The organism is Ruegeria sp. CDSB086 (assembly GCF_059611065.1).
In genome coordinates, this window is the sequence record NZ_JBXWOV010000014.1 from 43,589 (window position 1) to 61,393 (window position 17,805).

The 17,805-nt window shown below is 52.5% G+C and carries 18 protein-coding genes; 8 read left to right on the forward strand and 10 right to left on the reverse strand.

Annotation, left to right across the window (positions count from 1 at the left end; all coding sequences use genetic code 11):
* Positions 1 to 56 precede the first annotated feature (56 nt).
* The gene (locus tag AC2FIO_RS21440; protein WP_496699896.1) at positions 57 to 1,064 is read right to left on the reverse strand and encodes a Bug family tripartite tricarboxylate transporter substrate binding protein; all 1,008 of its coding nucleotides are present in this window, start codon (positions 1,062 to 1,064) and stop codon (positions 57 to 59) included.
* A gap of 135 nt (positions 1,065 to 1,199) precedes the next feature.
* On the opposite strand from AC2FIO_RS21440, the gene AC2FIO_RS21445 reads away from it, so the two are divergent.
* From AC2FIO_RS21445 to AC2FIO_RS21465, 5 genes are all read left to right on the forward strand, one after another.
* Positions 1,200 to 2,288, forward strand: a complete 1,089-nt coding sequence (locus AC2FIO_RS21445; protein ID WP_496699897.1) for an isocitrate/isopropylmalate dehydrogenase family protein — start codon at positions 1,200 to 1,202, stop codon at positions 2,286 to 2,288.
* Positions 2,285 to 3,316 carry a Gfo/Idh/MocA family protein gene (locus AC2FIO_RS21450; RefSeq protein ID WP_496699898.1) on the forward strand — a complete coding sequence of 344 codons (1,032 nt, stop codon included), beginning with the start codon at positions 2,285 to 2,287 and terminating at the stop codon, positions 3,314 to 3,316. The genes AC2FIO_RS21445 and AC2FIO_RS21450 overlap by 4 nt, the downstream gene beginning before the upstream one ends.
* On the forward strand, positions 3,313 to 3,990 hold the full coding sequence (locus AC2FIO_RS21455) for a GntR family transcriptional regulator (RefSeq protein ID WP_282121326.1): 678 nt from the start codon (positions 3,313 to 3,315) through the stop codon (positions 3,988 to 3,990). The genes AC2FIO_RS21450 and AC2FIO_RS21455 overlap by 4 nt, the downstream gene beginning before the upstream one ends.
* 215 nt (positions 3,991 to 4,205) lie before the next feature.
* Complete coding sequence (locus AC2FIO_RS21460) at positions 4,206 to 5,306, forward strand: Acg family FMN-binding oxidoreductase (RefSeq protein ID WP_496699899.1); 1,101 nt, start codon at positions 4,206 to 4,208, stop codon at positions 5,304 to 5,306.
* Positions 5,296 to 5,745 (forward strand): MarR family winged helix-turn-helix transcriptional regulator, encoded by a 450-nt coding sequence (locus AC2FIO_RS21465; RefSeq protein WP_496699900.1) that lies wholly within the window; start codon positions 5,296 to 5,298, stop codon positions 5,743 to 5,745. Before AC2FIO_RS21460 ends, AC2FIO_RS21465 begins: the two co-directional genes overlap by 11 nt.
* Positions 5,746 to 6,288: 543 nt before the next feature.
* Here AC2FIO_RS21465 and AC2FIO_RS21470 read toward each other — a convergent pair.
* From AC2FIO_RS21470 to AC2FIO_RS21505, 8 genes are all read right to left on the reverse strand, one after another.
* The gene (locus AC2FIO_RS21470; protein WP_282121329.1) at positions 6,289 to 6,459 is read right to left on the reverse strand and encodes a hypothetical protein; all 171 of its coding nucleotides are present in this window, start codon (positions 6,457 to 6,459) and stop codon (positions 6,289 to 6,291) included.
* Between the two features lie 259 nt (positions 6,460 to 6,718).
* Positions 6,719 to 7,273, reverse strand: a complete 555-nt coding sequence (locus AC2FIO_RS21475; RefSeq protein ID WP_496699901.1) for a CIA30 family protein — start codon at positions 7,271 to 7,273, stop codon at positions 6,719 to 6,721.
* Positions 7,274 to 7,284: 11 nt separating this feature from the next.
* A complete protein-coding gene (locus tag AC2FIO_RS21480; protein ID WP_496699902.1) occupies positions 7,285 to 7,737 on the reverse strand; it encodes a TspO/MBR family protein in 453 nt (150 codons plus the stop codon).
* 13 nt (positions 7,738 to 7,750) lie between these two features.
* Complete coding sequence (locus AC2FIO_RS21485; RefSeq protein ID WP_496699903.1) at positions 7,751 to 8,254, reverse strand: aggregation factor core; 504 nt, start codon at positions 8,252 to 8,254, stop codon at positions 7,751 to 7,753.
* A gap of 136 nt (positions 8,255 to 8,390) precedes the next feature.
* Positions 8,391 to 8,774, reverse strand: coding sequence for a nuclear transport factor 2 family protein (locus tag AC2FIO_RS21490; RefSeq protein ID WP_496699904.1), 384 nt, complete (start codon positions 8,772 to 8,774; stop codon positions 8,391 to 8,393).
* Positions 8,775 to 8,919: 145 nt separating this feature from the next.
* Positions 8,920 to 9,276 carry a VOC family protein gene (locus tag AC2FIO_RS21495; RefSeq protein WP_496699905.1) on the reverse strand — a complete coding sequence of 119 codons (357 nt, stop codon included), beginning with the start codon at positions 9,274 to 9,276 and terminating at the stop codon, positions 8,920 to 8,922.
* A 24-nt stretch (positions 9,277 to 9,300) separates the two neighbouring features.
* A complete protein-coding gene (locus AC2FIO_RS21500) occupies positions 9,301 to 10,314 on the reverse strand; it encodes a zinc-binding alcohol dehydrogenase family protein (protein ID WP_109310826.1) in 1,014 nt (337 codons plus the stop codon).
* Between the two features lie 26 nt (positions 10,315 to 10,340).
* Positions 10,341 to 10,631 carry a putative quinol monooxygenase gene (locus AC2FIO_RS21505; RefSeq protein WP_282121334.1) on the reverse strand — a complete coding sequence of 97 codons (291 nt, stop codon included), beginning with the start codon at positions 10,629 to 10,631 and terminating at the stop codon, positions 10,341 to 10,343.
* 102 nt (positions 10,632 to 10,733) lie between these two features.
* Here AC2FIO_RS21505 and AC2FIO_RS21510 point away from each other — a divergent pair, with 102 nt between their 5' ends.
* Positions 10,734 to 11,621, forward strand: a complete 888-nt coding sequence (locus AC2FIO_RS21510; protein WP_282121335.1) for a LysR family transcriptional regulator — start codon at positions 10,734 to 10,736, stop codon at positions 11,619 to 11,621.
* 769 nt (positions 11,622 to 12,390) lie between these two features.
* On the opposite strand, the gene AC2FIO_RS21515 is transcribed toward AC2FIO_RS21510, so the two are convergent.
* Positions 12,391 to 13,086 carry an alpha/beta fold hydrolase gene (locus AC2FIO_RS21515; protein WP_496699906.1) on the reverse strand — a complete coding sequence of 232 codons (696 nt, stop codon included), beginning with the start codon at positions 13,084 to 13,086 and terminating at the stop codon, positions 12,391 to 12,393.
* A 228-nt stretch (positions 13,087 to 13,314) separates the two neighbouring features.
* Here AC2FIO_RS21515 and AC2FIO_RS21520 point away from each other — a divergent pair, with 228 nt between their 5' ends.
* Together AC2FIO_RS21520 and AC2FIO_RS21525 are read left to right on the forward strand one after the other, a co-directional pair.
* Positions 13,315 to 14,940, forward strand: a complete 1,626-nt coding sequence (locus tag AC2FIO_RS21520) for a L,D-transpeptidase family protein (protein ID WP_496699907.1) — start codon at positions 13,315 to 13,317, stop codon at positions 14,938 to 14,940.
* A gap of 214 nt (positions 14,941 to 15,154) precedes the next feature.
* Complete coding sequence (locus AC2FIO_RS21525) at positions 15,155 to 17,797, forward strand: AsmA family protein (protein WP_496699908.1); 2,643 nt, start codon at positions 15,155 to 15,157, stop codon at positions 17,795 to 17,797.
* The last annotated feature ends 8 nt before the right edge of the window (positions 17,798 to 17,805 follow it).

A 17,805-nucleotide genomic window follows, 5' to 3' on the forward strand; every position in this document is an offset into this window, starting at 1 on the left:
GCCTGCCTCCTGAGGGAAAGGGCGCGATCAAGCGCGCCCCTTCAAAATTGATCGGATTAGGGCTGCTCGATACCCAGCGAGGCCGGATCCACTGTGGCAGCGCCAAGGTCCTGCAAGGTGTAGGCAAAAGTAGCCTCGAGGTTCGCAAACAGTTCTTGAGCTTCTTCACCGTGTTGACCACCGACATCATAGTTGTTTGCAGAGGCCCATTCGGCGACGGTGTCGGAGGCAATAGCTTGCTCGAAGGCATCACCAAGCGCGGCCTTTACATCGTCCCCGGCTGAACTGTGAACTGCAAACCCGATGGCCTGTTTGAGCGGCAAATACTGATCAAGACCGTCATAGATGCCAAAGGCAAAAGGCACTGTTGCCCCTGCAATCTGCGCATCTTCGGGCGTCAGCATCGCGAGCGGCTTCAACTGACCGCCTTCGATCAGCGGAGCTTGTTCAGCCAGTGAGGTCACAACCAACGCAACTTCACCCGCTATCGCTGCTTCCTGACCTGGCGCCGAGCCTTTGTAGGGAACAAACTTGAATTCTGCACCCGACCCTTTTTCGATGGCCAGAAGGTTCAAGTGGTGGATTGAACCTGCGCCGGAAGCCGCCGCGGGAATAGTGCCAGGAGCGGCTTTCGCAGCGTCGACCAGTTCTTCCAGCGTATTGTAAGGGCTGTCCGCCGGGACCGAGATCAGATCAGGTGATCCGCCAACAATGAACGGATACCAAAAATCAAATTTCTTATCCCAACCACCCTGCACAGCAGCGGTGACATTAGACTCTGACAAACCAACCAATGTATAGCCATCGTCTGGTTGGTTCATGACGTAAACCATACCATTGGAGCCTGCGACACCACCTGTTTGATTGATCACATTGATCGAGACCGGAAGGTGTTTTTCCATCTCGGCCATGATCATCCGGTTGATCGTATCCGTACCTCCTCCGGCCCCCCAGACCACAGCTGTGGTGATATCACGATAGGGATAATCCTGCGCAGCAGCTGCCCCTGTAATCCCGGTCGCCATCACGGCTGCGGCCGCCAACCGCCCTAGCTTTAGTTTCATTTCCAAGTCCTCCCAAACATCTTTGCGTTTATTATTGCATTTATTTGCGTATACATTAAAGAATGCATTGTCAACGTACTGTAGTGGAAGCTGCTATCGCGCTATGAATGCGAAACGGGAAGGAAACGGGCCAAGATGAAAAAAATGTACGATGTTGCGGTGTTCCACGGGGACGGGATCGGCCCGGAAATTATGGCCCCTACGCTTGAAATCCTGCGCCAGCTCTCGGGCAATAGTCCCAGCTACGAGCTGGCGTTTACAGACGCGCCGGCAGGCGCAGGCCACTACGCCAAAACAGGAGAATCGTTTCCGGCTGGATCACTCGAAACTGCACGCAATGCTGACGCAATTCTGCTGTCTGCAATGGGCTTGCCGGATGTTCGATATCCTGACGGAACCGAGATTTCACCGCAGATTGATCTGCGAAAGCAACTGGGACTTTTTGCTGGTGTGCGGCCAGTAAAGGTAAGCAGCGGACAAATGACCCCTTTGTCGCTCCCCAGTGGAAAAGAGATCGACTTTGTCTTGATACGCGAAAGCACAGAAGGGCTGTTCTTCACCCAAGGCGCTGGCGAAGTTACCGATGACGAAGCACGTGAAACTCTGCTGATCACTCGTGAGGTGTCCGAAAAACTGTTCCGGTTCGCGTTTGAACTCGCCCAGAACCGCAAAAGAACCGGGCGCGGTCAGGGTCGAGTTACATGTGTCGACAAAGCCAATGTATTCCGCGCCTTTGCGTTCTTCAGATCGATGTTTGATGCAGAAGCCGCCCACCATCCCGAATTACAAGCAGACCATGCCTATGTTGATGCTACCGCTCTGTGGATGGTCCAGAAGCCTTGGGAATTTGATGTCTTGGTGACTGAGAACATGTTCGGAGACATCCTCTCAGACCTTGGTGCGGGTCTCATGGGTGGTCTTGGACTGGCTCCGTCAGCGGATATCGGGTTGAACCACGCTGTATTCCAACCCTGCCACGGCTCCGCTCCGGACATTGCTGGACAGGGTATTGCCAACCCGTTTGCGATGATCCTGTCCGCAGCAATGATGCTTGAATGGTTGGGGTTCACCCATGATCATCCAGACCTGTCCAGCGACGGCGAACGATTGCGTGAAGCCGTGGAAAAGGTGACGGCGAACGGACAGAACTTGACCCGTGACCTAGGTGGTACCGCCGGAACGCAGGATGCAGCCGCGTCGGTATCTGAAGCATTGCAGGCATGAATACTCAACAAGCCATCAGGGTTGCGTGTGTTGGAGCGGGATACTTCAGCAAATTCCACTACGAAAGCTGGTCTCGAATGCCCGGAGCGGTTCCGATTGCATCCTGCAACCGTGATATCAACAAGGCGAAAGAAACAGGACTGGCCGCTTACGATGATCTGTCAAAAATGCTGGAGACGGAAAAACCAGATCTCGTGGACATCATCCTTCCGCCTGTGGCGCAGGCCGAGGCAATCCGCTTGGCACTGCGGTTTGGTATCAAGTGGCTGATCTGCCAAAAGCCATTTTGCTTGTCTCTGGATGAAGCTGAGAAGATTGTTTCAGAGGCTGAAGCCGTTGGTGCAACTATTGTTGTACACGAGAACTTCCGCTTCCAGCCTTGGTATCGCGCAATCAAAGAGGCGATGACCGAGGGTCGAATTGGTACACCTCTCCAAGCTACTTTCCGGCTTCGGCCCGGCGACGGACAGGGACCACGAGCCTACCTTGACCGGCAGCCGTACTTTCAGGACATGCAACGTTTCCTGGTTCATGAAACAGCGGTTCACTGGGTAGACACGTTCCGGTTTCTATTCGATGCGCCCAGCGCAGTTTATGCGGACTTGCGCCAAGTTAACCCAGTTATCGCAGGCGAGGACGCAGGTTACATCCTGTTTGACCACGCCAACGGTTTAAGAGCTCTGTTCGATGGCAACAGATGCCTTGACCACAGCGCCGAAAACCTGCGTCAGACCATGGGCGAAGCGCTCATCGAAGGAACGGAAGGATCACTGGTTCTTAACGGCGACGGTTCAGTCGAGCTCCGCGCTTTTGGAAAACAGGAGCGACAGCAGATTCTACCTCCAAGCGATCACGATGGATTTGGAGGAGACTGTGTCCACGCCTTGCAAAGTCACGTCGTTTCAGGCCTTCTACGGGGCACGCCGTTGGAAAACACGGCTCGCGACTATTTGGACGTGATCCGCATCGAAGAGAACATCTATCTCTCGGCCGCGGAGGGACGAAAGATCAACCTGGAGACGCCGTGAAGGATCAGGACGCAAAAACTCTTTCCAATACGCAACGCGCTGTCAGGGATTTGCGAAAGATGATCCTGTCCGGCGAACTTGCAGCCGGAACTGACCATCTGGAGTCGGAACTCGCCGAGACCCTTGGCATGTCCCGCACCCCGATACGGGAAGCTGCGCTGATGTTGGAAAGTAAGGGCTTGCTGGAAATGCGGCCCCGAAAGGGCGTTCGGATACTGCCTGTTTCATCAGATGATATGCGTGAAATTTACGACATACTGACGGAACTCGAGAGTCTCGCAGCACAGCGCGCTGCCGAAGCGGGCTATTCAGAAGATGAACTGGCAGTACTTGCCGGATCAATTGCAAAGATGGACCAAGCCATCGAAGCCGAAGACCTTGAAGCCTGGGCCGAGGCCGACGAGTTGTTTCATCAGGAGCTCGTTCGGTTGGGCGGCAACAAACGAGTCGAAGCGATTGTCGCCATGATGAGCGACCAGGTACGTCGCGCGCGCGCAACGACGTTGTTCATCAGGCCCCTGCCCGTCAAATCCAATGAAGATCACCGAGTCGTTTTCCAAGCGATTAGTGAAGGTCGTCCAGATGCCGCCCGCGAACGTCATCGAGAACACAGGCTGCAAGCTCAGGCCATGCTTTGCGGGATACTTGAAAAGCATCGGCTCAACAGCCTCTGATCTTCTCGTTTCCAATCCTTAATCGGCTAAAATAACTGCTTATTTTCGGCACTAAAAGCGCTCCGAATAATTGTCTGCCAAGGCAGTCCGCAGTTGAGCCCGGCTGTTCTGATTTTCTTTTTATAAATCACTCAGCCAATCACTGCATCGATTGGGGTTGATGTAGTACGAATTCGTATTAAATTAGTCCGATATCGCACTACTGGAGAGTCAGCATGCCAAACCGAAGACGTTTTCTCAAGATTCTAGGCGGAGGCACAATACTGGCGGCAACGGGCGCGGTTGCGTTCCTCGCTACACGCACGCCGCATGACGCGCTGGCTCCGTGGACGCCAAAACCGTATGACGACCCACGTAAAGCCGCTTTATCCTACGCAATTCTCGCCCCCAATCCGCACAACTTGCAACCTTGGCTGGTTGAGTTGGCTGGACAAGACAAGGTGCGCATCCACCGTGATCCTGATCGCGAGCTTCCGGAAACCGATCCTTACCACCGCCAGCTCTATATTGGCCTCGGTGCATTTGTTGAGACTATGGTCCTGGCGGCAGGTGCACAGGGGTTTGATACCGAGGTCAAGTTACTGCCTGATGGGGATGACGGACCCGTCGCAGAAGCAGTGTTTGTGCCGGGCGGGGCATCCGATCCACTATCAGATCAAATCCTCAAACGGCATTCGAACAAAGAACCATACACTGAACAGCGCCTCTCTGCCGATCAAGTGGCTAGGCTTGGCGAATATGCAACTTTGATTACCGACGAAGATTTGGTGACCCGTATTCAAGATCTTACGAAACGCGCTTTTGAAATCGAAATGCGAACGCCGCAGACCCTGAAAGAATCCGTCGACCTGATGCGGATCGGGAAAGCAGAAATCAACGCCAACCCGGACGGGATTGAATTGCGCGATCCCATGCTGGAAACGCTGCGACTTACCGGCCTATTGGACAATGAGACCCTGATGAACGTTGACCACCCAGGCACTCAGTCACACATGCGAGACTACTTCGCCATGCTAGACGCGACGCCGCAATACGCAGTCCTTACGACAGCCACAAATACGCGAAGCGATCAACTCGATGCCGGACGTCAATTGATGCGTTTTTACTTGAAGACAACCGAAATGGGCCTGGGCGTTCATCCGGTCAGTCAGGCCCTTCAGGAATATCCTGAGATGGCTAACGAATACGCGCTGGCTCATGAGCTTCTTGCGTCACCGGGCCACACAGTGCAAATGTTGCTGCGTTTGGGGCATGGACCCGAGCCAATCGCCACACCGCGCTGGCCGCTGGAGACACGAATTCTGAATGAAGCCTGAAGATGAGACCAACGAAGTCTACCGGTTCTTCACCGAGGTCGGGATCATCAATCAGTTGATCTCGACCAAGCTTGAAGCGTTCTTACCTGGTCGAATGACGGCGACTCAATTTGGAATTTTGGGCCATCTGGTACGGCGGCCCGAAGGTGAAACCCCACTGCAACTCTCAAACGCGTTTCAGGTGCCCAAGACTTCGATGACGCATATGCTCGCCAGCCTTGAAAATCATAACTTGATCACTCTTGAGACAAACCCAAAGGACAAGCGTTCGAAAATTGCCCGGTCAACGCCGCAAGGCGCAGAGTTCCTGGAAACTTGTATGGAGCAGATGTCGGAATCTCTGGTGCCAATTTTGTCCGAACTCGGGGCAAGTCCATTTCACAATTCTCTGCCGAATCTGACGCTCATACGCGAAGCTTTGGACAGCGAACGGGACTAGGCAAAAACTGGTGTTAGCCAGAATGTGAAGCCAAATTCTTAGAACATTATGCAATCTCGACCCCGGGGGAAGACTTGCGGGTTGATTGAGCTCATAACGCCCTGTTTCGCGAAGCTGCAGTGCCATGCCCGGGGTAGACACAGCAAAAATCAATAAGGCGGTGGGCCTCACAAACACTCAGGATGCTCCCAAAACTGAGTTAGAAAGGTGGGGCAGTGACGTGACGGGTCAATACAAAGAACAATAGAACTCCTGACAAAAGAGGCCATCACATTGCCTGGCCAGAGAGCCGGAGAACGCCAAGAATTTGCGCAATGTTGCGTGAGTTTGAAATTTCCGGCGACGCAAACCAAGGTGAAGAACTGGAGCAGCTTTTTGAATCGCAGCGAAACCCGAGGTTCCGCGTCGTGCAACAACTACCGAAGAGTCTGTTGAGTCACTACTCTCGGCGCTGCGTGTTTCTCGGCTTTGGTGCTACCAATTGCAGAGTTCGATCTGATTTACCCTAACTCACAGAAAGCCTGGTGTTGTGCCCCGAAGCGCTCAAGCTTCAGCGATCATTGTGCCCCAGCTGGAAAAGCCACTCTCTGTCTCACAGATGATCGTTTCCGCCCCGGTTACCTCATCGTTCCCAAAGTAGCACTCCGCAAACGCACCAGTGCCAACAAATGATAGGGTCAGGGCAACAAGGCCCAATGCTGCAATCCTCTTCATGATACTCACTCCTTTAGATAAGCGTCATGTGGGAGTTGTTTTTTGCTAAAAGTACTTTGCTTTGATTAAGTATTTTTAACTTGGGACTGCCAGTCGAGTTGTCTCTTCAGAAAGCAGCACACTCTGAATGTTCGCTCAGAAAAGACAGGTTCAGCATCTAAAAAGAAGAAACAGCACATCCGCATTCAGGAACTGACAGAAGAAGAAATACCGTCGTTGCGGACCTATTTGAAGAACACAGCCCTCGTTTGAGAGACCTTCAGTAGAATCCAATCTCGCTGACATCTACGCTGGCCTCGTGATCGCGCCCGTAGGCTACAACTCCAACAGAGGTGATTTCGTTAGCAACGGGAATAGCGCGCAACATGGCACCTGAAGCCTTAAAGCCTGACAGAGGTAAAGAGACTTCGGTCCATTTGTCAGAAGTTGCGAACTCGGCCTGATAGTATTGCCACGGAAGCACCGTGCCGCGTGTCCTGAGGTGGACGAAGTATTGCTCGCCATTCCCCCGTACCAACAGCCTGACGCCCGATACACTCGCATCTGGCCGATCAGGCAACTTGCGTCTGAATTGGATGAATCCACCGTTGTTTTCTGTACTGACGGATCCGGTCAGCCTCGCGAATGCAACATCACCATCCGAACGAAACTGCACCTGCCCTGATGAGACCCCTCCCATGACAGTGTCCGCAACGTAGTCCCAACGCGTCTTCGGAGACTCGGAGAAGTCCTCAGTAAGATTTCCATCAGCCTGTGCCATTGTAGATCCGATGATAACAAGACCTGAAACAAACCCAGCAAATTTGGCACGCATATTGTTCCTTCTCAGTTCTGTATTGCAATGGAAAGGTTCAGTGCCGCGGCAAATGCGACCCATGCAAAGTACGGCAGGAAGGCTAGTGCGGAGACCCTATCCGAGTCCCTGACTCGAGCGATGAACACGACGACGACAATTAGCAACCCGACAATGACCACAAACGCAAACCAAGGCTGTTGCAGTACGAAAAAGGTTGGGGACCACAAAAAGTTCAGACCCATCTGTGCCCACCACAGCTTCATCGCAGCCGAGCTTCGGTCTGTTTCGAACTGACGCCAACCCGCCATGGCGATCAACACATAAAGCACCGTCCAGACCGGGCCAAATATCCAATTTGGTGGATTGAAAGCAGGTTTAGAAAGCTGAGCATACCATTCGCCAGGTGCAGTCAGTGTCCCGATCAGGATGCCGCCTCCCAACATGAGCGCAAGAAATGCTATGCGGATCAACAAATTCGACATTGCGCTACTGCTTTCAGCAATCCTTGGTCGTGACGTTGACAAACGCTTCGGAAGAGAAGGTCGTAGTAATGGTCTCTCCCTCATCAGTATAAGACACCGTAGCGCCTTCGATCTCCGACCCTGTTACGGTGATTTCGCGTTGCCCGATGGTGTCATCTACATCGATGGTAAAGGCGAGTTTGTCCCCAGCCGCGAGGGAGGCTATCTCAAGTTCAATTGAATCTTGCCCATCCACGACCACTGGAAATTGCCGCAGAGCATCCACACCCTCAACGAATTCGAGAGGTTGAAAGACCTCTACGCCCGCACCTTTTTCGGTAACGTCGAAGATCAATCGTCCGGCAGATTGCGACAAGTCGATTTTGAGAGTCGAGGCATTTACTTCGCACGCTCCGACATTTGTCAGAACAAAACGGTCCTTGGGTGCGCCCTCTATGAACCGAATTTGTACACCAGCTTGAGGCGAAGTAGCTGCAAACAATCCAAGGGTCGCGGCAAGAATACTCTTCGAGAGCATATTTATCTCCTTTCTAAAAGGTTCTTGATAGATACGCTTCGGCGGGATTCTTGGATCAGACTTACGCCCTTTGACTATCGTGGTTCAGCCGACAGGAGTCTTCAAAGTTCCATGCACCATAGTCAGAACGGTTAAGTTAAAACATGCCATTGTCATTCTCGCTGTTTGCTGGAATTTCCTGAAGAACATCCCAGTGCTCGACAACCTTACCTTCAGCATCCAGGCGAAATATATCAATCCCTGTGTACTCGAGACCATCGGGCCAGATTTGGTGGCAATGCAGAATAACGTGGTCGTCTTCAGCAAACGCGCGTTCGATGTCCACGCGCTTTCCCGGGTATTCGGCAGCCATGCGCTCAAAATACTCGACAAAGGCTTGCTTGCCGTCGCCAACATGCGGGTTGTGCTGCGTATAGGTTTCACCAACAAAGGTCGCTATGGCCTCGGCAGGTCGACACTCGTTGAACATCATTTCGTAGAAAGCGATGACGTTTTTCTTGTTTGTTTCGAGGTCCGGCATGCTAATCTCCAAGTCGACGTTTGCACCTCCCGAAAATGTTGACCTGCGTAGTTCTAGGAAGCAACCCCGACAAGGATCTCAATCCCTAATCGACAAGAAGTTACGAGCTTGATTTTGCGTTCCATCTATTTCACGGGTTAGCCGCTTACTCGGATTCTTCGAAGTCAATATGAATATGATTCCCATCAGGATCCGCCACGTGAATTTGGACCATTCGAGCCCCCGGGACGTCAGTTTTTCGGTACTGGATCTGACATGAGGTCAGTTTTTCTTCGAATGCGCTCAAACCAGTGGCTGAGAGCGCAAAATGCTCGAGCTTTAACTTCACTTCGGAGCCAACGTTTGGCGTGCCTTCGTGACCCACAAGGTGAACCACGGCGTGATCACCCGCATACAACCAAGCCCCGGGAAACGGAAAATCAGGGCGGGCCCCAGGTTTCAAACCCAAGACCTCTTCATACCAAGTAGCCATTTCAGACAACTTAGTTGTTACGATGTTCACATGATCTAGCCGCTCAATTCTCATCTAAAAACCCTCAAGCACGAGCTTTCCTTTGGCCTTGCCACTTTCGAGGATAGCATGCGCTTTCATTAAGTTTGCAGCATTGATTGTACCAAGTGTATCGGTTGCTGTGGATCTGATCTTTCCATCGTCTATCAACCCGGCGACCTGATTCAGGATTTCGCTTTGACGGTTCATATCTCCAGTCCCAAAAAGCGACCGAGTGTACATGAACTCCCAATGCAATGAGATCGATTTGGGTTTGAATGGCGCGATGTCAAAGGTCTCAGGATCATCGATCAACCCAAAGCGACCTTGAGGTGTCATCACCTCTCCGGCTTGAGACGCATAAAGCTGGGAATGGTTCGTTGAATAGATGAAATCCACGCTTTCGATACCGAGAGCCCCGAGTTGTGCGCCAAAAGGTTCCGCATGGTTGATGACATGGTGTGCGCCCAGCTCTCGAACCCAGTCTTGTGTCTCGGGTCGGGACGCTGTCGCTATCACTGTCAATTCAGTGAGAGCCCGTGCCAATTGAATGGTGATTGATCCGACACCGCCTGCGCCACCTATAACCAGCAACGTTTTTGTCCCGCCGGGAACGGCATCTTGGACTCGCAAGCGGTCGAACAGCATCTCAAAGGCAGTAAGCGTCGTTAGCGGCATCGCCGCAGCTGCTTTTGCAGGTATGGATTTTGGCGCGGCTCCGACAATACGTTCATCAACCAGATGAAACTCAGCATTGGTTCCCAATCTGTTTATCGCCCCGGCATACCAAACTGTATCTCCCGGACTGAAAGTCTCAACCGTTTCGCCAACTGCTTCGACGATCCCTACTGCGTCCCACCCCAGAATATCCGGTGCTGCACCTGCAGGAGCTCGTTTTTGACGAATTTTCGTATCGACTGGGTTCACTGACACGGCCTGCACCTTGACCAACAAGTCGTGCCCCTTCGGCGTCGGTCTGTCGGTATCGAAGTCGATTAAGGCATCCGCCCGATCAATCGACCCTGCCTCACGGTATCCCACGGCTTTCATAACGTGCTCCTTTGTCCGGTTCTGTATCAACCGATGACTGTCATCTCATTCAACGTGAACTCTGCAACGGCGCCCTCTGTCGCCTCCAGGTAAGCCGCAAGGTGCTGAGCACCCATGTGGCTTTGCCAAAGCTCTCGGCTTTCCCAATTTTCGTAGAACACAAAATGTGCCGGGTTGTCGTTGTCCTGGTGCAGGTCATAGTTAATGCAACCCTCTTCGGCACGCGTTATGTCGATGAGCTTGGTGAGCTCTGCTTTGACAAGGTCGATCTTGCCGGGGTTGGCTTTGATGTTGGCGACAATGGTCAGCTTGGCCATCAGGTCGTTCCTTTGCTGTTACGTTGGTGTCGTAGATTTACGCCGCCGTCAAAACGGGATAAACAGTCATTCATCGGAAATATAATCCGGAAATATCGACTAATGCTGCTCGACAACCTCCGCCTCTTCCTGACCATCGCCGAGAAAGGCAGCCTTGTCGCGGCGGCCCGAGAGACAGGTTTATCGAGCACAACTGTCTCCGAACGGCTCGCTGCGCTGGAATCACACTACGGTGTGGTATTGTTCAACCGAACGACACGCTCAATCAGTTTGACCGAAGAGGGTCGGGTCCTGATCGATGGCGCCAAGAGCGTTCTCAGTGAAGTCACCGACCTCGACACCCGCATTCGCCTCGGCGCCGAAACCCTTTCTGGCCTGATCCGCGTCAGTGCGCCTATTGATTTAGGTCGTGGTGTTGTCTCTGACGTGATCTCTGAATTCACCGAAGAGAACCCGGCTGTGTCAATAGAACTGTCGCTATCCGATGGCTATGTCGATCTCGTGGGTCAGGGTTTTGACTTGGCTGTTCGGTTTGGGGACATCACCGACAGCTCACTCCGAATACGCAACCTTGGAAGCTACCAGCGTTTCGTCTGCGCAGCACCCAGCTATCTGGCGACATATGGAGCACCAGAACTGCCCGAAGACCTCGCAAATCATAACTGCCTGGTTATGCGTTTCGGTGGTTCGCTCGACAACGTTTGGGAGTTTGTCGCAGGCCGAGAGCGCCAGCTTGTCCCAGTCAAGGGAAACCGAATTGTAAATGATGGCTCGCTTATCCGCAGTTGGGCTCTGGCAGGCCATGGCATTGTGTTGAAATCGGAACTGGATGTTGGCGATGATGTCAGAGCCGGAAAGCTTGTGGCCCTGTTAGGCGAATTCCTCCCACCACCCAAGCCGCTACAAATGATGTTTCCACCCGGCCGAGCCCAACCTCGCCGAGTGGCGGAGTTCGCGCAGTATCTACGCCGGAAAATGGGTGCGATCTGACCCAAACGGGAACAGGCAGCCGCGAACTGTTCCAAGAGGGCAATTCCTCAGCGCTCAGTTTCAAGATCACTCAACGACCCGCCACTTTTTTGGAAGTCGCGCCAGACCCAGACCATTCGATCTACAAACCAGATTTTACCACCTTAGATCATAACGATTCCAAGGCAGATGAACCCGATATCGAACTTCCACAATATCTGTAGGCGCGCGCATATCGCTGCGCGCCCAACACTGATTACATTCAGAAAATTACGGATTCTACGCCCATAACCTTGCGCGAGATTTGCGCATAAGTTTGCATTTTTTGCCCATAAGTTTGCGCGGTGCGTAGAATTCGTTCAATTTATAGTAGTCCTCTCTCAGCTCAATCGACTTTAGACGCTCATCCACAATCAAGAGTGCACTCTGGTCGAAAAAATTCAACCCTAGTCAGTGGGAAACAGTTCTAAGGCAATTGTGAGAGACTTGTTGGCCAAGATAACGTCGAGCGCCTTGTCTGAGCCGATCTTATTTTCCTAGCTAGTACCGCATACTCATTATCGAGCATCCGAAAGTGACGGCGCCGAGATCGGTTGCCTGCCATTGAAGCTGAAGCTTCGGTTTGAGATCAATGCCAGCTGATCAGTCGAGACGCGGATTCACTTGCAGAGCTACGGCGCATCTCGCCCGAAGCGCTGATTGAAGTAGGACAATCGGGATAGAAGCAATAACTATTCCTATGCGGGCGATTTCGCTGTCCGCGCGCTCGTGCAGGATCCGGCGGCCAAATTCAAATCGCGGACATTAGCATTCGGGCCAAGTCGTCAGGCTTGTCGATCATCACGTAGTGCCCGAATGGCACCGAAATCGCCGTCCACCCCGACTGATACTGGTATCGCTCAAAAAACGGTTGGCCAAGCCCAGGGACCCAGCCGGTGGCATAGATGTAGGTCCGCTTTACCACCTCGGCTCCGCCGCTCACCAGTTGCATCGGTTGCTCAAATGTCTTGAGTGGTTGCGCGACATTTCGGCGGTCCACCCACGCACAGTCTGCTCCATTCACCGAAAAAGCCTCCGCTGGGCCCGGCGCGACTTTACCATCGGCGGCACTATCACGAAGCCCTGCCGCGATATCCGCAGGCAAAACATCCAAGGCCGCCTGCCCATCGCCCGGTACGAGCGCATCGAGGTACACAAGTGAGCGAATGTGGTCGGGCGCTCTATCCGCCACTCCGGTGACAACCATGCCGCCATAACTATGACCGCACAAAACAATGTCAGAGAGTTCTTCGCACTTGATTACCCCTAGGACATCCTCGATATGCATGGCCAGATCGGTTTCGTCACTAACGAGGTGAGCACGTTCACCCAACCCTGTCAGTGTCGGGGTGAAAACGTCGTGGCCGTCCCTGCGCAGAAGGGCGGCTACGCGAGCCCAACACCATCCCCCTTGCCACGCTCCGTGGACCAATACAAATGTCGCCATAACCCGCCCAACTCCGTCGATACTGCAATGACAGTAGATTCAACAGGGCCGCCTCGTCCACAGGATCGTTTGGACGTTCAGCGTCAATCCCCTGCATATACACACAGCACTCGAACCCTCCAATCAAATGGCCACACTAAAATCATAAATTACGATTTGATTATACATTATGTATGAGTATCCTCCCACATAGAGACAGCATATAGCGCGAAGCCGCAGGAGGTATTGGTGGGTCACGTTAAGTCGTTAGTCGCGATTTCGCTAACTGCATTGGTAACAATATTCCCCAACCCAAGTGTCGCAAACGAGATATCAGAGCAGATTGCTTCTCTACTCGGTGCCAAGTTGGACGTGAGTAGCACGCTACCTGACAGAAAGAGCTTGGATGCTGAAATCCTAGTGCCGCGTTTCTACGAAGAGAGGGGCTTCACTCCTGCGTGGACACGCGATGAATTGTCAGACGAACTCTTTGATGAGTTGGATGGCGCTATAGAACAGGGCTTCAGACCGGAAGATTTTGACTTAGCGGAGCTTCAAGCCGCATTTAAGGCCGCCCAAACTGGCGATGTTTCTAATCAAGCATTGTTCGATATTCTGGCAACGGACGCTGCGGTGAAACTGGTTCATCATTTGGTGTTTGGGAAAGTCGACCCAAATGCACTGGACGATGATTGGAACTTCTCAAAACCGGTAATTCAACAAGACCCAGCCGTTGCCCTGAATCAGTTTCTTCAAGGTGAAGGTTTTAGCGCGTTAATCGAACGCATCGATATCGACAATGCGCAGTATACGATGCTTGTCGATGCACTGAGTAAGTATAGGGCCATTGCTTTACAGGGCGGTTGGACCAATGTTCCGGATGAAACCGTTCTTAAACCAGAGATGGTGGACCCTGCTGTCGCTAAGCTGCGCGAAAGGCTGGCGGCAGAAGGCTTCGTTGAAACAAGCGGTTCTTCTGAAGATGGTGAAAACGGCATAAACACAGCTTGGGTCTACGACGATAAATTGTTGAAATTAGTCAAATCTTTTCAGAGTCGGCATGGATTAGAAGCCGATGGGGTCATTGGCGGTAAGACGTTCGCATCGCTAAACAAACCGGTGGAAGATCGCATTAACAAGCTGCGTCTCAGCTTGGAACGTGGCCGCTGGCTTATGCGGGAAGTCGACGACGAATTCGTGCTGGTGAACATTGCAGGAGCCCGCACATATTTGGTCACATCGGATGGCACGCTTTGGACCACTAGATCAATCACAGGGTCAGCCTATCGAAAGACCCCAGTGTTCCGAGACGAAATCAAGTATATGGAATTCAATCCCACCTGGACCGTTCCCGCCTCGATTTTTCGTAAAGACAAACTTTCGCGCATCCGCAAGGATCCAGCCTATCTGACACGCAACAACTATGTCGTTCGGAACAAGGATGGCCAGACAATCCCCGCAAACGCTGTAAACTGGGGGGCGAAGAACCCCGGCGTGACCCTGGTTCAGCAACCGGGCCCAGACAATGCGCTGGGTTTGGTTAAGTTCATGTTTCCAAACAAATACGCTGTATACTTGCACGACACAAACGACAAAACCCTTTTTGACCGAAACGAGAGAAATCTCAGTTCCGGCTGCGTTCGCCTTGAGTATCCGTTCGAGTTCGCGAGCCTTCTGATGGAGGGAGAGCCAGATTGGAGCCGACAGAAGATGCAGTCCATTTTGGATAGCGGAAAGACAACGCGCGTTGATCTACCTGAGCCAATGCCGGTTCTTTTGACATATTGGACAGCGTGGGTCGAAGACGGGGTCGTTCATTTCCGCGAGGACCCTTACGAACGGGATGCCCGTATCCTGGCAGCTTTGGACCGATGAGCACGAAATGCGCGGCGCGCGCGAACCGAATTATGTGCCCATCTAGTCCAGCAGATTGGCGAACGCCGAATTGCAGATAGACCAAACGGCGTAGGCGACGACAGGGGGATGCATGAGGACTTGGCTTCTTAGATCAATTGGGATTGTCGTACTACTTGTGTTTGCAACAATCGGATTTGTTTGGTTGCTACTTGCTGCGCCGCTATTCTCGGAGATGCGACGTGACCTGGTCGAAAAAGTCCTTTCTGAACAAATCGGCCAACCGATTGTGGTCAACGACGATGTAAGTGTCGCGCTTGGACGCATTACCCACATTTACGTCGGTGGTGTGGTTATCCCGAGCCAAACAATGCCGGAAGCATCTCTTGCAGAATTGAACCTTCTGGAACTGGAATTGGATGTTGCCGCTTTGGCCAATCGACGTCTGCACTTTGACAACCTCGTCGTTGACGGTCTCCAGGCGAATTTCCTTACAGCTGCTGACGGCACTACAAGTTGGCGAAAAGGCCGACCGACGCCAAAACCTGAACCCGTAAACGCCACGGAAGTGGACAATCAAGAAGCTATAGCTGAGACAGGCGGGTCCAATGAGGGCGACCCAGAAGGTAGCGGGATCCTCTCATTCCTGAGTGACAAGAATGTAGCTTTCACATCCATTGGGTTGAACATTGATGATCAAACCTCTGGCTTTTCGTTCGTGTTTGACCTCCAGTCTCTCGCTCTGGAACAGGTAGACAAAGGGCAAAGAACAAAGGTCTCGGGGACAGGCTCCGTCAACGGCCAAAGTTTCGAAATCGAGGGTGACTATCCTCATAGTGCGCCGTTTACGACGCGCGCCAATTTTGGCGAAATGACGGTAAGCTACGACGGCGAACCTTTTTCGGAAAGCGAGGGAGGTGGCTATCGTGCTGTCTTGCAGATGGACACTGGTGAATTCGGTGACTTTCTTGAAGTCATTGGGCTGGAGCGAGTTCTGGAAGGGAATGGCCAGTTGCAAGCAGAGCTTGTTTCTCAGGATGCTCTGAAAATCGAGACCTTTACGACCACCGTAAACCTTGAGGACGGACAGCAACTTACAGCTGAAGGGTCGATAGAAGACCTCTACACAGCTCGGGGCGTTGATCTGTTATTCGACGCGCGGCTTTTTTCTGAAGGGCAGCCGCCGAACGCTGCAAAGAGTTTCCAGGAGCTGAAGTTCACAGCCTTTGAAATGCACATGGTAGGATCACTTGCGTCTTTCGAGTTCGAGAAGCTTCTGTTCCAAACTAACGCATTTGATCAAGGCCTGGACGTGATCGGGCCAGCCTCTATCGAACGCATTCGCCGCATGCCCGATGGTCGGCTTGCGATGCTGGGCATCGCCTTACAGGCTGGACCCATTGAGGACCCAATTCTAAAGGCCGACGGCGAAATTCTCGACCTACTTCAGCTTCAGGACGTGACTTTCGAAGGCACACTCAACGGGCCGGCCAAATTGATTTTGCCAAATATGGATGAAGATTTTGTCGATCAGCTCGGTGGCATAAATGCCGACTTCAGCTTGTCCAATGAAGGAGGGCCTGTTTCGCTCAACAGGTTTAATGCAACCACCTATGGCACAGATATTTGGGCGCTTGACCTCGCGCTATCGGTCAGCGAATTGAAAGGGCTGTCAGGCCTTGATTTTAACGTGGAACTGGATGTCAGCGACGGAGCTAGTTTTCTGACTGCGCTTAAATTGCAACCTGTCGAGATTGGTGCACTTGCCGTCAATGCAGTGACGTCGAAGCAGGGCGAGGACTTCACTGCCTCAATCGAGTTTGAAGCCGGTTCGTCACACCTTCTGGCCGCTTTGGATGCAAAATTTCCCGAGGGCGCTTCTGTAATTCGCGGAAACGTTGCGAGTAAAAGGCTCGATTTAAACGATCTAAAAAACCTGACCGCTACGCTGGACCAGCTTAAAAGCTTGGTAGGCGACGCTTCAAAAGATCCTGAAACCGACGTACAGCCCTTGGTTCTACCGAAGGAAACCAACGTACAGCCCCTGGTTTTACCAAAGGAGAAAGGAAAGCCAGCCGATCTTCTGGATGTGCAGCGCGTACTGAGAGAGGCTGACGTCGAGGTACAGATCGACTTTAAGGAGATTGTTGGCCAACAAGGCGTAACTTCTGTTTCCAGCCAATTGTCTGCAAAAGAAGGGACCGTAGATTTTGGCCCGCTCCAGATGGCTTATGGCGGTGGAAACTTCAGCCTACGGGCAGTGATGGATCTGATTGACTCACCTGATTGGCTCTCCTTGTCGGGGTCAACCTCAGGATGGGAATTCGGAGAGATTCTCGATGAACTGGGTATCGGGATAGATGCATATGGGCGATTGAGTGGTGAGTTCAACGTTTCAGGCAATACCGCGTCTGGCAAAGCGTTTGTGAATTCCATGCGCGGCACTGCTTCTTTATCGATGTCACAAGGCTATGTCAGCACCAGCCTTCTGGAGTTGGCAGGGCTTGGTATTTTCCCATGGCTGTTTTCAGAGGAACTCCGTCAAGGTTACACGGACATAACATGCGTTGTGGCACCAATTAACATCGAAGCCGGCCGGGTAAGCGCAGACTCCATCGTGGTTGAAACGGGTTCTGTTCAATTGGTGGCCAAGGGCCAAGTGGATTGGGTCAAAGATACTATTGCGATCAGGGCAGAACCTCGTCGAGTTGGCAAACCGCTATCCCGTAGCGCGTGGCCGTTTGATGTGACTGGCCAACTTTCGTCACCGAAGTTCAAGTTGGATGTGGGTGGATCCAGAAACAAGGCTCCGGAGGGCGCTGATGCGATGCCAGCAGACAGGCAACCGTGCGTGCCAGACATGAACCAGCTTCAATAGTCTGTCAC

Coding starts and splice junctions, on each gene's coding strand:
- AC2FIO_RS21505 (WP_282121334.1), bottom strand. CDS start 10,631: ATGGCCAAGCTGACCATTGTCGCCAACATCAAAGCCAACCCCGGCAAG.
- AC2FIO_RS21510 (WP_282121335.1), top strand. CDS start 10,734: ATGCTGCTCGACAACCTCCGCCTCTTCCTGACCATCGCCGAGAAAGGC.
- AC2FIO_RS21450 (WP_496699898.1), top strand. CDS start 2,285: ATGAATACTCAACAAGCCATCAGGGTTGCGTGTGTTGGAGCGGGATAC.
- AC2FIO_RS21440 (WP_496699896.1), bottom strand. CDS start 1,064: ATGAAACTAAAGCTAGGGCGGTTGGCGGCCGCAGCCGTGATGGCGACC.
- AC2FIO_RS21465 (WP_496699900.1), top strand. CDS start 5,296: ATGAAGCCTGAAGATGAGACCAACGAAGTCTACCGGTTCTTCACCGAG.
- AC2FIO_RS21460 (WP_496699899.1), top strand. CDS start 4,206: ATGCCAAACCGAAGACGTTTTCTCAAGATTCTAGGCGGAGGCACAATA.
- AC2FIO_RS21485 (WP_496699903.1), bottom strand. CDS start 8,254: ATGCTCTCGAAGAGTATTCTTGCCGCGACCCTTGGATTGTTTGCAGCT.
- AC2FIO_RS21480 (WP_496699902.1), bottom strand. CDS start 7,737: ATGTCGAATTTGTTGATCCGCATAGCATTTCTTGCGCTCATGTTGGGA.
- AC2FIO_RS21515 (WP_496699906.1), bottom strand. CDS start 13,086: ATGGCGACATTTGTATTGGTCCACGGAGCGTGGCAAGGGGGATGGTGT.
- AC2FIO_RS21525 (WP_496699908.1), top strand. CDS start 15,155: ATGCGACGTGACCTGGTCGAAAAAGTCCTTTCTGAACAAATCGGCCAA.
- AC2FIO_RS21490 (WP_496699904.1), bottom strand. CDS start 8,774: ATGCCGGACCTCGAAACAAACAAGAAAAACGTCATCGCTTTCTACGAA.
- AC2FIO_RS21470 (WP_282121329.1), bottom strand. CDS start 6,459: ATGAAGAGGATTGCAGCATTGGGCCTTGTTGCCCTGACCCTATCATTT.
- AC2FIO_RS21445 (WP_496699897.1), top strand. CDS start 1,200: ATGAAAAAAATGTACGATGTTGCGGTGTTCCACGGGGACGGGATCGGC.
- AC2FIO_RS21500 (WP_109310826.1), bottom strand. CDS start 10,314: ATGAAAGCCGTGGGATACCGTGAGGCAGGGTCGATTGATCGGGCGGAT.
- AC2FIO_RS21475 (WP_496699901.1), bottom strand. CDS start 7,273: ATGCGTGCCAAATTTGCTGGGTTTGTTTCAGGTCTTGTTATCATCGGA.